The 15,976-nt window shown below is 56.3% G+C and carries 16 protein-coding genes; 14 read left to right on the top strand and 2 right to left on the bottom strand.

Features of this window, described 5'->3' with window-relative positions; all coding sequences use genetic code 11:
- Window positions 1–35: 35 nt before the first annotated feature.
- Window positions 36–1,064, bottom strand: coding sequence for a Mal regulon transcriptional regulator MalI (locus ACWKXT_RS02795; protein ID WP_454527013.1), 1,029 nt, complete (start codon window positions 1,062–1,064; stop codon window positions 36–38).
- Between the two features lie 177 nt (window positions 1,065–1,241).
- On the opposite strand from ACWKXT_RS02795, the gene malX reads away from it, so the two are divergent.
- The 3 genes from malX to add all read left to right on the top strand — a co-directional run bounded on the left by malX (window position 1,242) and on the right by add (window position 5,153).
- Window positions 1,242–2,834, top strand: coding sequence for a maltose/glucose-specific PTS transporter subunit IIBC (malX, locus tag ACWKXT_RS02790; RefSeq protein WP_023335462.1), 1,593 nt, complete (start codon window positions 1,242–1,244; stop codon window positions 2,832–2,834).
- A gap of 48 nt (window positions 2,835–2,882) precedes the next feature.
- Window positions 2,883–4,055 (top strand): MalY/PatB family protein, encoded by a 1,173-nt coding sequence (locus ACWKXT_RS02785; RefSeq protein ID WP_454531590.1) that lies wholly within the window; start codon window positions 2,883–2,885, stop codon window positions 4,053–4,055.
- 96 nt (window positions 4,056–4,151) lie between these two features.
- A complete protein-coding gene (gene add / locus ACWKXT_RS02780) occupies window positions 4,152–5,153 on the top strand; it encodes an adenosine deaminase (protein ID WP_454531589.1) in 1,002 nt (333 codons plus the stop codon).
- Window positions 5,154–5,204: 51 nt separating this feature from the next.
- On the opposite strand, the gene ACWKXT_RS02775 is transcribed toward add, so the two are convergent.
- Window positions 5,205–6,245: an oxidoreductase gene (locus ACWKXT_RS02775; protein ID WP_454531588.1), complete on the bottom strand. Its 1,041-nt coding sequence runs from the start codon at window positions 6,243–6,245 to the stop codon at window positions 5,205–5,207.
- 242 nt (window positions 6,246–6,487) lie between these two features.
- On the opposite strand from ACWKXT_RS02775, the gene blr reads away from it, so the two are divergent.
- The 11 genes from blr (at window position 6,488) to dtpA (ending at window position 15,947) form a co-directional block, all read left to right on the top strand.
- Window positions 6,488–6,613 (top strand): division septum protein Blr, encoded by a 126-nt coding sequence (gene blr, locus ACWKXT_RS02770; RefSeq protein ID WP_170289847.1) that lies wholly within the window; start codon window positions 6,488–6,490, stop codon window positions 6,611–6,613.
- A gap of 236 nt (window positions 6,614–6,849) precedes the next feature.
- Complete coding sequence (gene ydgT, locus ACWKXT_RS02765; protein WP_013096896.1) at window positions 6,850–7,065, top strand: transcription modulator YdgT; 216 nt, start codon at window positions 6,850–6,852, stop codon at window positions 7,063–7,065.
- Between the two features lie 86 nt (window positions 7,066–7,151).
- A complete protein-coding gene (locus ACWKXT_RS02760; protein WP_454531587.1) occupies window positions 7,152–7,595 on the top strand; it encodes a DUF2569 domain-containing protein in 444 nt (147 codons plus the stop codon).
- Between the two features lie 73 nt (window positions 7,596–7,668).
- The gene (gene rsxA / locus ACWKXT_RS02755) at window positions 7,669–8,250 is read left to right on the top strand and encodes an electron transport complex subunit RsxA (protein ID WP_014883581.1); all 582 of its coding nucleotides are present in this window, start codon (window positions 7,669–7,671) and stop codon (window positions 8,248–8,250) included.
- Window positions 8,250–8,828, top strand: coding sequence for an electron transport complex subunit RsxB (gene rsxB, locus ACWKXT_RS02750; RefSeq protein WP_454527017.1), 579 nt, complete (start codon window positions 8,250–8,252; stop codon window positions 8,826–8,828). The genes rsxA and rsxB overlap by 1 nt, the downstream gene beginning before the upstream one ends.
- A complete protein-coding gene (gene rsxC / locus ACWKXT_RS02745; RefSeq protein ID WP_454531586.1) occupies window positions 8,821–10,842 on the top strand; it encodes an electron transport complex subunit RsxC in 2,022 nt (673 codons plus the stop codon). The genes rsxB and rsxC overlap by 8 nt, the downstream gene beginning before the upstream one ends.
- Window positions 10,843–11,895, top strand: coding sequence for an electron transport complex subunit RsxD (rsxD, locus tag ACWKXT_RS02740; protein ID WP_080327307.1), 1,053 nt, complete (start codon window positions 10,843–10,845; stop codon window positions 11,893–11,895).
- Window positions 11,896–11,905: 10 nt separating this feature from the next.
- Window positions 11,906–12,526 (top strand): electron transport complex subunit RsxG, encoded by a 621-nt coding sequence (rsxG, locus tag ACWKXT_RS02735; RefSeq protein ID WP_454527019.1) that lies wholly within the window; start codon window positions 11,906–11,908, stop codon window positions 12,524–12,526.
- A gap of 2 nt (window positions 12,527–12,528) precedes the next feature.
- Window positions 12,529–13,215: an electron transport complex subunit E gene (locus ACWKXT_RS02730; protein WP_454531585.1), complete on the top strand. Its 687-nt coding sequence runs from the start codon at window positions 12,529–12,531 to the stop codon at window positions 13,213–13,215.
- The gene (nth, locus tag ACWKXT_RS02725; protein ID WP_008500570.1) at window positions 13,212–13,847 is read left to right on the top strand and encodes an endonuclease III; all 636 of its coding nucleotides are present in this window, start codon (window positions 13,212–13,214) and stop codon (window positions 13,845–13,847) included. Before ACWKXT_RS02730 ends, nth begins: the two co-directional genes overlap by 4 nt.
- 591 nt (window positions 13,848–14,438) lie before the next feature.
- Window positions 14,439–15,947, top strand: coding sequence for a dipeptide/tripeptide permease DtpA (gene dtpA / locus ACWKXT_RS02720; protein WP_454527021.1), 1,509 nt, complete (start codon window positions 14,439–14,441; stop codon window positions 15,945–15,947).
- The last annotated feature ends 29 nt before the right edge of the window (window positions 15,948–15,976 follow it).

Below are 15,976 nucleotides of genomic sequence, written 5' to 3'. Positions count from 1 at the left end.
GTGCAAGCGCAGCGCCGCCGGGCGATGTGCCCGGACTATTTCACCGTCACCAGCCGCGCCGCCACAATCTGGTGCCCGGCCTGCACATCCGTATTGTCGATGCGCTGCATGATCCTGTCCGCCAGCGTATAGCCCATCTCCCGCGCAGGGGTGGTGGCCCAGACGATCGGGAGATCGTCCAGCGCGTTTTCGCCAACGTCGGCGAATGCCCCCAGCGCCACCTGATGGCCGAAGAAAGTTTCCACCCCACCCTCGCCGCTCTGACGCCCGGCGCGGATCAGGCCAAACCAGGCGCCCATGGCAATCACATCGTTGTAGCAAATCACGGCGCTGATCGTTGGATTGCTGCGCAGCAGCGCGCCTATCGCTTCCGCCGCTTTCTTCTGGCTGGATTCACACTCCACGACCCATTCACTGTGGAACGGCAGGCCGTATTTAATCAGCGTCGCGCAGTAGCCGCCAACCCGCTCGGCGCGCGTCAGAGAGGAGCTTTTTCCTCCCAGCCAGGCAATGCGCTGATGCCCGCGACGAATCAGATGTTCGGTCAACATTTGCGCGGCCTGCATGTTATCCGGGCGCAGCGTGTCGGCCTCGTCCAGGTAGCTGGCGCGCGAAGCAAACACCAGCGGCACGCCTTTTTCGGCGGCTCGCTCGCACAGCTCGCTGCCCACGCCCGACGCTCCGGCGACGATCACCCCGTCCACCCCCTGGTTCAGCAGCATATCGAGCCGGGAGAGAAGCTGCCCGGCCTCGCGTCCACCGTGCAGCAGAAAGACCATCCGCCCCAGCGCTTCAAGGGCTTCGGTTAACCCGGCGGTCAGCTCCGCATAAAACGGTGAGGTCAGGTCGCGGACAATCAGGCCAATCACCCCGCTTTGCCCGCCGCGCAGCGCCGACGCCTGACGGTTACGCACAAAGCCCAGCTGCTCAACCGCCTCGTTCACCCGCTGACCGGTTGCGGGCGAGATGCGCCCTTTTCCACTGAGCACCAGAGAAACGGTGCTGACGGAAACGCCCGCCGCCAGCGCGACATCGTTGATGGTGATTTTTTTCGCTACAGCCATGTGTCGGCGTGACTCCCTAAAATGAGATCGGTAAAACGTTTTATCAATACGTTATCTTTATACTACCAGTCAAAGCCTGAGAATGTGATTTAGCGCGCACTAAACTTTGATAAAACGTTTTATCTTCTCGCAGCATTGAAGCAGACAAACTGATTTTAACAATAAAGGAGTCGTTTTATGACGGCGAAAGCAGCACAAAAAATATCGCTGTGGGAATTTTTCCAGCAACTGGGTAAAACCTTTATGCTGCCCGTGGCGCTCCTCTCGTTCTGCGGGATCATGCTCGGGATCGGCAGCTCGCTAAGCAGTAAAGACGTCATCACGCTGATCCCGTTCCTCGGCACCCCCGTGCTGCAGGCGATCTTTATCTGGATGAGTAAAGTCGGCTCCTTTGCGTTTAGCTTCCTGCCCGTCATGTTCTGTATCGCTATCCCGCTGGGTCTGGCGCGCGAAAATAAAGGCGTCGCGGCGTTTGCCGGTTTTGTGGGTTACGCGGTGATGAACCTGGCGGTTAATTTCTGGCTGACTGCGAAAGGCATTCTGCCGACCACCGACGCTGCCGTGCTGAAAGCCAACAACATTCAGAGCGTGATCGGTATCCAGTCTATTGATACCGGGATCCTCGGTGCAGTGATCGCGGGTGTGATTATCTGGATGCTGCACGAGCGCTTCCACAATATCCGTCTGCCGGACGCCCTGGCCTTCTTCGGCGGTACCCGCTTTGTGCCAATTATCACCCTGGTGGTCATGGGTCTGTTTGGTCTGATCATTCCGCTGATCTGGCCGGTCTTTGCGATGGGCATCAACGGCATTGGCCGCATCATCAACGGCGCGGGAGATTTTGGTCCGATGATCTTCGGCACCGGCGAGCGCCTGCTCCTGCCGTTCGGCCTGCAGCATATCCTGGTGGCCCTGATTCGCTTCACCGAAGCGGGCGGTACCATGGAGGTGTGCGGTCACGACGTAAGCGGTGCGCTGACCATCTTCCAGGCGCAGCTGAGCTGCCCGACCACCCACGGCTTCTCTGAAAGCGCCACCCGTTTCCTGTCCCAGGGTAAAATGCCGGCCTTCCTCGGCGGCCTGCCGGGTGCCGCGCTGGCGATGTACCACTGCGCGCGACCGGAAAATCGTCATAAAATTAAAGGCCTGCTGATTTCCGGCGTGATTGCCTGCGTCGTGGGCGGTACCACCGAGCCAATCGAATTCCTGTTCCTGTTCGTGGCGCCGGTGCTGTATCTCATCCACGCGGTGCTGACCGGCCTGGGCTTTACTGTGATGGCGGTGCTGGGCGTCACCATCGGCAACACTGACGGCAACGTGATTGACTTCGTGGTGTTCGGGATCCTGCACGGTCTGTCCACTAAGTGGTATCTGGTGCCGGTCGTGGCGGCTATCTGGTTTGCGGTGTATTACGGTATCTTCCGCTTCGCCATCACCCGCTTTAACCTGAAAACGCCTGGCCGCGATGTTGAAACGGCGAGCAGCGTTGAACAGGCGGTTGCCGGGACCGTGGGCAAATCCGGCTATAACACCCCTGCCATTCTGGCGGCGCTGGGCGGTGCGGATAACATCACCTCGCTGGATAACTGCATTACCCGCCTGCGTCTGTCGGTGGCGGATATGTCAAAAGTGGATACCAACGCCCTGAAAGCCAACCGGGCCATCGGCGTGGTACAGTTAAATCAGCACAATTTGCAGGTGGTTATCGGCCCGCAGGTGCAGTCGGTGAAGGATGAGCTGGCTACCCTGATGCGAACAGTAGAAGCCTGATGCCTCAGCCCCCTCTCATGAGGGGGTTTTACTTTAAGGATTAACGTCATGTTTGATTTTTCTACCGTCGTGGATCGACACGGCACCTGGTGTACGCAGTGGGACTACGTCGCCGACCGCTTTGGTGCGGCGGATCTGCTGCCCTTCACCATCTCGGATATGGATTTCGCCACCGCCCCCTGCATTACTGACGCGCTGCATCAGCGCATCAACCACGGCGTTTTAGGCTATAGCCGCTGGAAAAACGACGAGTTCCTTGCCGCCGTTGCGCACTGGTTCCAGCAACGCCTTAACAGCCGAATTGATAAGGAAACTATCGTTTACGGCCCTTCCGTCATCTATATGGTGTCAGAGCTTATCCGTCTCTGGTCGAATCCCGGTGAGGGCGTGGTAGTTCACACCCCGGCATACGATGCGTTTTACAAAGCGATTGAAGGCAATGCGCGTCATGTGGTGCCCGTAGAGATGGAAAAGCATGCCGCAGGCTGGCAGGGAAACATGGCTGCACTGGAAGCGGCCCTGGCGAAACCGGAAAACAAAATTTTGCTGCTGTGCAGCCCGCAAAACCCGACCGGCAAGGTCTGGACGCGGGAAGAACTGACGCAGATGGCGGAACTGTGTGAGCGCTATGACGTGGCGGTTATCAGCGATGAAATACACATGGATATGGTGTGGGGAGAGCATCGTCACACGCCGTGGAACACGGTGGCGCGCGGTAAATGGGCGCTTCTCACCTCCGGCTCGAAAAGCTTCAATATTCCTGCGCTGACGGGCGCGTACGGTCTTATCGGCGACGAAGAGAGCCGCAACGGTTATCTCAGCGCGCTTAAAGGCCGCGACGGACTCTCTTCCCCCTCCGTGCTGGCGCTAACGGCGCATATCGCCGCCTATCAGCAGGGAGCGCCGTGGCTGGATGCCCTGCGGAGTTATCTGGAAGAGAATTTGTTGTACATCGCCCAGGAAGTAAACAGCGCTTTTCCGAAACTGAACTGGCAGCCGCCGGAGGCAACCTATCTGGCCTGGATTGACCTGCGCCCGCTGAATATTGACGATCGGGCACTGCAAAAAGTCCTGATCGAGCAACAAAAAGTCGCCATTATGCCGGGATATACCTATGGCAAAGAGGGAAATGGCTTTGTCCGCCTTAATGCGGGCTGCCCGCGCAGCAAGCTGGAACAAGGCGTTCAACGCCTCATCGCCGGGATTAACGCGCTCCTGTAATCAATTTGCGCAACGGATTATTCCCTTGCGCAAATAGCTTTTTACCCCGTTTTGTTTTTATAATATGGCGCACTTTAACCAGAAAAGAGTGCGACCATGATTGATACACGCCTGCCTTTAACTGATATTCATCGTCACCTTGACGGTAACATTCGTGCCCAAACCATCCTCGATCTTGGCCGCCAGTTCAATTTAACGCTTCCTGCTCAGACGCTTGAGTCTTTGATCCCACACGTTCAGGTCACCTCCAATGAACCGGATTTGGTCAGCTTCCTGAGCAAGCTGGACTGGGGCGTGAAGATGCTGGCCTCGCTGGATGCCTGCCGCCGCGTGGCGTTTGAGAACATTGAAGACGCGGCCCGTAACGGCCTGCATTACGTTGAACTGCGCTTCTCGCCAGGTTATATGGCGATGACCCACAGCCTGCCCGTTGCTGGCGTGGTGGAAGCCGTTATTGAAGGCGTCCGCGAAGGGTGTAAAACCTTCGACGTTCAGGCCCGCCTGATCGGCATTATGAGCCGTACATTCGGCGAAGCCGCCTGTCTGCAGGAGCTGGAAGCGCTGCTGGCGCATCGCGATGAAATTACCGCCGTCGACCTCGCCGGTGACGAGCTGGGCTTCCCGGGCAGTCTGTTCCTCTCCCATTTCAACCGCGCGCGCGATGCCGGCTGGCATATTACCGTCCATGCGGGCGAAGCGGCTGGCCCCGAAAGCATCTGGCAGGCCATCCGCGAGCTGGGCGCCGAGCGCATCGGCCACGGCGTGAAGGCGGTAGAAGATAGCGCCCTGATGGATTTCCTGGCGGAGCAGCGTATCGGCATTGAGTCGTGCCTGACGTCCAACATTCAGACCAGCACCGTGGCATCGCTGGCGCATCACCCGCTGAAAACGTTCCTCGAGCACGGCGTGCTGGCCTCGCTGAACACGGACGATCCGGCGGTTCAGGGCGTGGATATCATCCATGAGTACAACATCGCCGCACCGCAGGCGGGTCTGAGTCGCGAGCAGATCCGTCAGGCGCAGATCAACGGGCTGGAAATTGCCTTCCTGACGCCTGAAGAGAAGCAGGCGCTGAAGGATAAAGTGGCTCGCGGTTAACACCGTGCCGGGTGGCGCTGACGCTTACCCGGCCGACAAAATATTAAAAAATTATGCCAGACAGAGCGTGGCGCGATGTTTGGCAGATTCGATGCCCAGCTCAATCAGCTCCATAATCTGAATCGCCTGGCTCGCCGGAACCGGATTCTCCCCCGTGCCGTTTAGCGCGTCACGAATGGCCGCATAGTAGGCCGGGTAGTTACCCGGGATCGTCAGCAAGGTCTCCTCAACGAGTTCCTCGCCTTCAACCCGCGCGACCACGCCGTCGCGCATATCATAGCCCCAGTCCTCCTGCGGCAAACGTTCGCCGTTTTTAAGGCGGTCTTCCTGCGGATCGAGGCCAAACTTCACGTAGCTCCCGCGCGTGCCGTGAATAATATAGCGGGCAGACTCAGCGGCCGCGACCATTGTGCCGTGCAGCACAATCCGGCGCTGCGGGTAGCTGAGTACCGCGTGGAAGTAATCGGTTGTCTGCGCTCCGGGTCTGAGCTGGGCCAGATCGACCGTCATGCTCACCGGCAGACCAAACAGATTCACAGCCTGGTCCAAAAGATGCGGGGCTAAATCGTACCAGATGCCGCTACCCGGACCGGCCTGCTCGCGCCAGCGTTTTCTTACCTGCGGACGGAAGCGGTCAAAGTGGGATTCAAAAAAAACGATCTCCCCTAGTGTGCCTTCACTGATTAGCGTTTTAACCGTCAGGAAATCGCTGTCCCAGCGGCGGTTATGAAATACGGAAAGCAGTCTGCCGAGGCTTTTTGCCAGCGCGTCCAGCTCTCGCGCCTGTGACAACGTCACGGTGAAGGGTTTGTCGACAACGACGTGCTTCCCGGCTTCCAGCGCGGCTTTCGCCAGCGGGAAGTGCGTGTCGTTCGGGGTGGGAATAACAATTAAATCAATATTCGGATCGTTGAAAAGATGTTTAGGCTCGGAGACAACCGGCACAGCGGGCCAGTCAGCGTGCACTTTGGCGGCGTCGCTACTTGATACCGCCGCCAGCGCCATGCCGGGCGTGCCGGAGATGAGCGGCGCATGAAACGTTTTGCTCGCATACCCGTACCCTATAAGCCCGACGCGGATGTTATCACTCATCGTATGGTCCTCTTTTATGCGTTTCTTATTTCATACTGGCCAGTCTGGCATTCCCCTCATTAATAATGAGCCATCGCGCTTAAAATAGCAGGCTGTAGCGGTTATTTTTGTTACATAGTATTAACCTTCTGATTTTGTTTAAGGGAATCGTTCCCAAAGCGCTTGCCGTCGGAGAAACAGCGCTGTAACATTTGCGACCTGTATTTATGGATAAATTACAACAGCGAATCATGGCATCAATTATTAATCGAATCATCGAATTAGCGGGATGGATTGTTCTTGGGGTTTCGGTCATTTTGCTCGGCGTAGCCAGCCATATTGACAACTACCAGCCGCCAGAGCCTGCTACGGTCGCCCAACCTAAGTAACCGGTTACTGCCATAAAGAGTGACATAATGTGTCAGTTACGTATTGCCAGCCCTGGTGAACACGGTTAACCTTCTCTTCCAGGCATCGCCAACTGATGCCTGATACTTTCAGCAAAGAAAACTCCTAATTTCGTTGCATTACCTGAGTGGGCTGTTTACGTCTTTATTAATCCGTTTATTATTCGACCGAATTACCGTAACTGGTATTACTCACTTTTATATGGAAACTTATTAATATGACAGTTCAGGACTATTTATTAAAATTTCGCAAGATCAATTCGCTTGAGAGCCTGGAAAAACTGTTTGACCATCTGAATTACACCCTGTCGGATAATCAGGACATTATCAATATGTATCGCGCCGCGGATCATCGCCGTGCGGAGCTGGTCTCCGGCGGACGCTTGTTCAACGTCGGTGAAGTGCCTAAGTCCGTATGGCGTTACGTTTTATAAGAAAGTAGCCATCCGCGCGGAATGTTATATACTCTCCGCCCTGCAAACTGGCTGTACAACATTTCGCGCAGATTATGGGAGAGTTCATGACCGCAACGCCTGGAGAACGCATTGGAGGCTGGTTAATCGCCCCACTGGCATGGCTGCTGGTTGCCTTATTAAGCGCATCACTTGCGCTGCTGCTGTATACCACCGCACTGATTACCCCTCACGCCATCCAGACTCTGATGTCGCAAAGCGTGCTGAATATTGCGATGTGGTTCGTGTCGTTCGTTTTCGCGATCGGAATGTGGTACTACACCCTGTGGCTGACTATCGCTTTCTTCAAACGCCGCAAAAGTGTGCCTAAGCACTACATTATCTGGCTGCTCGTTTCCGTCCTGCTGGCGGTTAAAGCGTTTGCTTTCTCGCCGGTGTCTGATGCGCTTGCCGTTCGCCAGCTGCTTTTCCCGTTACTGGCCGCGGCGCTTCTGGTGCCGTATTTCAAGCGCTCGACGCGGGTGAAAAACACCTTCGTGAACCCGCAATAACCTTACAGATAACCTGTTGTCGCCTGCCCCGGTTTGTCCGATAATAGGCGGCTTTTTTATTTCAGGCTAAATAATGACCGATTACTTACTGCTCTTTGTCGGCACTGTGCTGGTTAACAACTTCGTTCTGGTGAAGTTCCTTGGCCTGTGTCCGTTTATGGGCGTGTCCAAAAAGCTGGAAACGGCGATGGGCATGGGGCTGGCGACGACCTTCGTCATGACGATGGCGTCCATCTGCGCGTGGTTGATTGATACCTGGATCCTCATTCCGCTGGGGTTAATCTATCTCCGGACGCTGGCTTTTATTCTGGTCATTGCGGTTGTTGTGCAATTTACCGAAATGGTGGTGCGTAAAACCAGCCCGGCGCTCTATCGTCTGCTGGGTATCTTCCTGCCGCTGATCACCACCAACTGCGCAGTACTCGGCGTGGCGCTGCTGAACATCAACCTTGGTCATAACTTTATGCAGTCGGCGCTGTACGGTTTTTCCGCCGCCGTCGGTTTCTCCTTTGTTATGGTGCTGTTCGCGTCGATTCGCGAACGCCTGGCGGCAGCGGATATCCCTGCGCCATTTCGCGGTAATGCGATTGCGCTGGTCACCGCAGGTTTAATGTCTCTGGCCTTTATGGGCTTTAGTGGTCTGGTGAAGTTGTAATGAATGCTATCTGGATTGCCATCGCCTCTATCAGCGTCCTGGGGTTAGCGTTTGGCCTTATCCTGGGTTACGCCTCCCGCCGTTTCGCGGTAGAGGACGATCCTGTTGTTGAGAAAATTGATGATCTTTTGCCGCAAAGTCAGTGTGGACAGTGCGGCTACCCGGGCTGCCGCCCTTACGCTGAAGCGGTAGGCATTCAGGGTGAAAAAATTAACCGCTGCGCCCCCGGTGGCGAAGCGGTGATGCTGAAAATTGCCGCCCTGCTTAACGTTGATCCGCAGCCCGTTGATGGCGATGCGGAAGTGCAGGAGCCGGTTCGCGCCCTCGCGGTGATCGACGAGGCAAACTGCATCGGCTGCACCAAATGTATTCAGGCCTGCCCGGTTGACGCCATTGTCGGCGCGACCCGCGCCATGCACACCGTTGTGGCGGATCTGTGCACCGGCTGTAACCTCTGCGTGGCCCCCTGCCCGACGCAATGTATTGAGCTGCGCCCGGTTGAAATGACTACCGAAAACTGGAAGTGGGATCTTCAAACCATTCCGGTTCGCAATATTCCTGTGGAACAACATGCTTAAGTTATTTTCTGCTTTCAGAAAAGAGAAGATTTGGGACTTTGACGGCGGTATCCATCCGCCAGAGATGAAAACCCAGTCCAACGGCACGCCGCTGCGTCAAATTCCGCTGGCGACGCGTTACGTCATGCCGCTCAAGCAGCATATTGGCGCTGAGGGCGAGCTGTGCGTGAAAGAAGGCGATACGGTGCTGCGCGGTCAGCCGCTGACCTTCGGACGCGGACGTATGCTGCCGGTGCACGCCCCTACCTCCGGAAAAGTGGTGGCGATTGCCCCTCATACGGTGGCTCATCCGTCCGCGCTGTCGGAACTGAGCGTGATTATTGAAGCCGACGGCGAAGACCGCTGGATCGACCGTGACGGCTGGAGCGACTACCGCAGCCAGAGCCGCGACGCGCTTATCGAACGTATTCATCAGTTCGGCGTCGCGGGGCTTGGCGGCGCGGGCTTCCCGACTGGCGTCAAGCTGCACGGCGGTGGCGATAAGATTCAGACGCTGATTATCAATGCCGCCGAATGCGAGCCATATATCACCGCTGACGATCGTCTGATGCAGGATTGCGCCGCCCAGGTGGTGGAAGGCATCCGCATCCTCGCGCATATTCTGCAGCCGCGGGAAGTGCTGATTGGTATCGAAGACAATAAGCCACAGGCTATCTCGATGCTGCGCGCCGTGCTGGCCGGTAGTCATGATATTGCCCTGCGCGTTATTCCGACCAAGTACCCTTCTGGCGGCGCAAAGCAGCTGACGCAAATTCTTACCGGGAAGCAGGTGCCGCATGGCGGACGCTCGTCGGATATCGGTGTGCTGATGCAAAACGTCGGCACTGCCTACGCGGTGAAACGTGCAGTGATTGACGGCGAGCCGTTGACCGAGCGCGTGGTTACGCTGACCGGAGGGTCAGTTTCTCGTCCGGGCAACGTCTGGGCGCGCCTCGGCACGCCGGTGCGCCATCTGCTGGAACAGGCTGAGTTTTGCCCGGCCAGCGATCAGATGGTGATCATGGGCGGCCCGCTGATGGGCTTTACCCTGCCGTGGCTTGATGTCCCGGTAGTGAAAATTACCAACTGCCTGCTCGCCCCTTCTCCAACCGAAATGGGGGAAGAGCAGGAAGAGAAAGGCTGCATCCGCTGCAGCGCCTGTGCCGATGCCTGCCCCGCGGACCTGCTCCCGCAGCAGCTGTACTGGTACAGCAAAGGCCAGCTGCACGACAAAGCTAAAGCCCACAACCTGGCCGACTGCATCGAATGCGGTGCCTGCGCCTGGGTTTGCCCAAGCAATATTCCGCTGGTGCAGTATTTCCGCCAGGAGAAGGCCGAGATTTATGCCATCTCCATGGAAGAAAAACGTGCAGCAGAAGCCAAAGCGCGCTTTGAAGCACGTCAGGCGCGACTGGAACGCGAAAAAATCGCCCGTCAGGAACGCCATAAGCAGGCAGCGGTACAACCTGGCGAAAAAGATCAGGATGCGATTAACGCCGCACTGGCGCGCGTTCGTGAGAAAAAAGCGAATGCCGCCCAGACGGTGGTGATCCAGGCGGGTGATAAACCGGATAACAGCGAAGCGATTGCCGCCCGCGAAGCGCGTAAGGCTGCGGCTCGCGCCCGCCAGGCGGAAAAAGCACAAACGGCACAGCCGGAAGCTGGAATCGATCCACGCAAAGCTGCCGTCGAAGCGGCCATTGCCCGTGCCAAAGCCCGCAAGGCCGGGGAGCAGCCAGTGGTGGTTAAACAGGAAGCGGTTGACCCGCGTAAAGCCGCCGTTGAAGCGGCGATTGCTCGCGCCAAAGCGCGTAAAGCGGCGCAGCAGGCACCAGCCGCAGAACCTGAAGCACCGCTCGACCCACGCAAAGCCGCCGTTGAAGCGGCGATTGCCCGCGCCAAAGCGCGCAAAGCAGCACAGCAGGAAGAGCAACCGCAGGCCGCAAACGACGACCCGCGCAAGGCTGCCGTCGCAGCCGCTATCGCGCGCGTTCAGGCGAAGAAAGCCGCACAGCAAGCCGTAAACGAGGATTAAATGGTTTTCAGAATCGCAAGTTCCCCTTACACCCATAACCAGCGCCAGACCTCACGCATTATGATGCTGGTCTGCCTGGCCGCACTGCCGGGCATTGCCGTTCAGTGCTGGTTTTTCGGCTGGGGAACCCTGTTCCAGATTGTCCTTGGCTGCGCCAGCGCCGTCGCGGCGGAAGCCCTCGTGCTGAAGCTGCGCAAGATGGCGGTTTCCCGCATCCTGGCTGATAACTCCGCGCTGCTGACCGGCCTGCTGCTGGCCATCAGTATCCCGCCGTTTGCCCCGTGGTGGATGGTGGTGCTCGGCACCGTTTTTGCCGTAATTATTGCTAAACAGCTGTATGGCGGGCTGGGTCATAATCCGTTTAACCCGGCAATGATCGGCTACGTGGTGCTGCTGATCTCCTTCCCGGTACAGATGACCAGCTGGCTGCCACCGCACGAGATTGCAGCCACGGTTCCGGGCTTTATGGATGCCCTGCATGTGATCTTTACCGGCCATACGGCGCTCGGTGCGGATATGAACGCGCTGCGTATGGGCGTGGACGGTATCAGCCAGGCGACGCCGCTCGATACCTTTAAAACATCCCTGCACGCCGGACACAGCGTTGAGCAGATCATGAAATCTGCCATTTACAGCGGCATGCTGGCGGGTGCGGGCTGGCAGTGGGTCAACCTGGCCTATCTGCTCGGCGGCCTGTTCCTGCTGCAGCAGAAGGCCATTCGCTGGCATATTCCGGTCAGCTTCCTCGTGACGCTGGCGGTCTGCGCCTCGCTGGGTTGGATCTTCTCTCCTGAATCACTGGCCAGCCCGCAGATGCATTTGCTCTCCGGGGCGACCATGTTAGGCGCATTCTTTATCCTGACGGATCCGGTGACGGCGTCCACCACCAACCGCGGTCGCCTGATCTTCGGCGCACTGGCGGGGTTGCTGGTATGGCTCATCCGCAGCTTCGGTGGCTATCCGGACGGCGTGGCGTTTGCTGTCCTGCTCGCCAACATTACCGTTCCGCTCATCGACTATTACACGCGCCCGCGCGTGTACGGCCATCGCTAAGGGTTTCGCCATGTTAAAAACGATGCAAAAGCACGGCGTCACGCTGGCTGTCTTCGCTGCGGTTCTGACAGGGCTGACGGCCCTGGTCAATGCGTTGACCAAAACAACCATTGAGGAACAGGCCTCGAAGCAGCAAAAGGCGCTGTTCGACCAGGTGATCCCGTCCGATATCTACGATAATGACCTGCAAAAAAGCTGCTTTGTCGTAGACGCCCCGCAGCTTGGAAAAGGCGCGCATCGCGTCTTTATCGCCCGTAAAGGAGATAAGCCGGTAGGCGCGGTAATGGAAGCAACGGCCCCTGACGGTTACTCCGGTGCCATTCAACTGCTCGTGGGCAGTGATTTTTCAGGTACCATCCTCGGGACCCGCGTCACGCAGCACCATGAAACACCGGGGCTGGGCGATAAAATCGAAACCCGGCTGAGCGACTGGATTTTGCACTTTGCCGGTAAAGTGATCCATGGCGAAGATGACACCGCGTTTGCTGTGAAGAAAGATGGCGGCGAGTTTGACCAGTTCACGGGCGCAACCATCACGCCGCGGGCGGTGGTTAACGCCGTAAAACGAGCCGGGCTGTATGCCGAAACGCTGCCCGCGCAAATCAACAATCTTCCGGCCTGTGAGGAGTAATCATGAGCCAGGTTAAAGAGGTTATTGTCCAGGGGCTGTGGAAAAATAACTCCGCGCTGGTACAGCTGCTGGGGCTCTGCCCGCTGCTGGCGGTAACGTCCACCGCCACCAACGCGCTCGGGCTGGGACTGGCGACCACGCTGGTGCTAACCCTGACCAACTTCTCTATTTCTGTTTTGCGACGCTGGACGCCATCAGAAATCCGTATTCCGATTTACGTGATGATCATTGCGTCGGTGGTGAGTGTCGTCCAGATGCTGATAAACGCTTATGCGTTTGGCCTGTATCAGTCGCTCGGGATTTTTATTCCGCTTATCGTCACCAACTGTATCGTCGTTGGCCGCGCTGAGGCGTTCGCAGTAAAAAACAACCCCGCTATTTCCGCTCTGGATGGATTTTCCATCGGTATGGGCGCGACTGCCGCCATGTTTGTCCTCGGATCCATGCGTGAAATTCTGGGCAACGGGACGCTTTTCGATGGCGCTGATGCACTGCTGGGCGGCTGGGCCAAAGTGCTGCGTATAGAAGTGTTTCACACCGATACGCCGTTCCTGCTGGCAATGTTGCCACCTGGTGCGTTTATTGGCCTGGGCATGATGCTGGCGATAAAATACCTGATTGATGAGAAACGTAAGCGCCGCGCGGCTGAGCGCAGCGTTCCGGAAGAGACACCTGAGAAAGCTTCATGAATAAAGAAAAGCGTATTGCGATCCTGACCCGTCTGCGGGATGAGAACCCGCACCCGACGACGGAGCTGAATTTTACCTCCCCGTTTGAGCTGCTGATCGCGGTGCTGCTCTCTGCGCAGGCGACCGATGTGAGCGTCAATAAAGCCACCGCCCTGCTTTATCCGGTCGCCAATACGCCAAAGGCAATGCTGGAACTGGGCGTGGAGGGCGTAAAATCCTATATCAAAACCATCGGCCTGTTTAACAGCAAAGCGGAGAACGTGATTAAGACCTGCCGGATCCTGCTGGAACAACACGGCGGTGAAGTGCCGGAAGATCGCGCCGCGCTGGAAGCCTTGCCGGGCGTGGGGCGTAAAACGGCGAACGTGGTGCTCAATACCGCGTTTGGCTGGCCTACCATCGCCGTGGATACGCATATTTTCCGCGTATCTAACCGGACCAACTTCGCACCGGGTAAAAATGTCGAGCAGGTCGAAGAGAAGCTGCTGAAAGTGGTTCCCGCCGAGTTCAAGGTTGACTGCCATCACTGGCTGATTCTGCATGGCCGTTATACCTGCATTGCCCGTAAGCCTCGCTGTGGCTCATGCATTATTGAAGATCTCTGCGAATACAAAGAAAAAGTCTATCCCTGATCGTCACAACCCCGCACCAAAAGAAGGGCTACCGCTCGTTCTTCTTTTGGCCGTTATTTGTCCGCCCTTCGCTTCTCCTGGCTTGTCACTTGTTCGGCTGTTTAACGCTCAAACAGGTTAATACTTTTTTCATAGCCAAAAATTTCTATATATCTGTGACCAGGATCACCCTGATAACTTCATGTTGATTTTTTGTTGGTAAAATCGGCCTTAACCCTTTGTCTGCCAGGATACCCCCTCTTAATAACCGAAGATAAGACCATCTATTTTTAAGAATATGGGCTATATCACTGCATGAAGCGGTAAATAGCAGAACATATCGCCATAAGCCGTTCAGGATGGGTAGTTACCAGTCGAAAAATCTACCTTTACGCACCGTATAAAATTTAACGCTGAATAACATTTGCCCGAGCCGACGATTATACCACTTCAGATATATGTAACAGATTATTACAAACGTATTGCCAGACGGGTCAGGATAGTGAACATTACCCGCCGTTTCTCCTCCCAATATAACTATAAGGCGTATGGACTACGGCCATCACGCTACGAACACCCCCGTTAATATGGGATGTAAAAAAAGAGGTATATGTGTCGACTGCAAACAATAAACCAACAGATGAAAGCGTGAGTCTTAACGCTTTTAAACAACCAAAAGCGTTCTATCTCATCTTCTCTATCGAGTTATGGGAGCGTTTTGGTTACTACGGCCTGCAAGGGATCATGGCGGTTTACCTGGTTAAACAGCTGGGTATGTCCGAAGCCGATTCCATTACGCTGTTCTCTTCCTTCAGTGCCCTCGTCTACGGTCTGGTTGCTATCGGCGGCTGGCTGGGTGATAAAGTTCTCGGCACTAAACGTGTCATTATGCTGGGCGCCATTGTTCTGGCGATTGGCTATGGTCTGGTTGCATGGTCAGGGCATGATGCCGCTGTCGTGTATATGGGTATGGCGACGATTGCCGTCGGTAACGGTCTGTTCAAAGCGAACCCGTCCTCCCTGCTCTCTACCTGCTACAGCAAAGATGACCCACGTCTGGACGGTGCATTCACCATGTACTACATGTCCATCAACATCGGTTCATTCTTCTCCATGCTGGCCACCCCATGGCTGGCCGCGAAGTTCGGCTGGAGCGTGGCGTTTGCGCTGAGCTTCGTGGGTATGCTGATCACGGTAGTGAACTTCCTGTTCTGTCGTAGCTGGGTTAAAGACTACGGTTCTAAACCAGACTTCGAACCTGTACATATGGGCAAACTGCTGGCGACCATCGTGGGCGTTGTAGTCCTGGCGGCAATCGCCACCTGGCTGCTGCACAACCAGGGTATCGCTCGTGCCGTTCTGGGCGTGGTTGCGCTGGGTATCGTAGTCATCTTCGCGAAAGAAGCGTTCGCGATGCAGGGCGCTGCGCGTCGTAAGATGATTGTGGCGTTCATTCTGATGCTGGAAGCCATTATCTTCTTCGTGCTGTACAGCCAGATGCCGACTTCACTGAACTTCTTTGCGATTCGTAACGTAGAACACTCTATTCTGGGTATCGCATTCGAACCCGAGCAGTTCCAGGCGCTGAACCCGTTCTGGATCATGATTGGTTCCCCGATTCTGGCCGCAATCTATAACAAGATGGGCGATCGTCTGCCAATGCCGCACAAGTTCGCGGTGGGTATGCTGCTCTGTTCTGGTGCGTTCCTGGTGCTGCCGCTGGGGACTAAGTTTGCGTCCGACGCAGGTATCGTCTCCGTTAACTGGCTGATCCTGAGCTACGCGCTGCAGTCTATTGGTGAACTGATGATCTCCGGTCTGGGTCTGGCGATGGTTGCACAGCTGGTTCCACAGCGTCTGATGGGCTTCATTATGGGTAGCTGGTTCCTGACCACTGCCGGTGCGGCGATCATCGCTGGTAAGATTGCGAACCTGATGGCTGTGCCAGAAAACGTGACCGATCCGCTGCTCTCCCTGAACGTCTACGGTACTGTGTTCATGCAGATTGGTATCGCGACAGCGGTGATTGCAGTGCTGATGCTGCTGACCGCACCGAAACTGAATCGAATGACTCAGGACGACGACAAGAGCGCTAAAGCGACTAACACCGCTACCGCGTAAAATCCGTGAGAAACGACTGAAGAGAAGCC

The sequence above is a fragment of the Enterobacter sp. UPMP701 genome (genome assembly GCF_053709515.1).
This window is presented reverse-complemented; position numbering and strand designations above follow the sequence as displayed.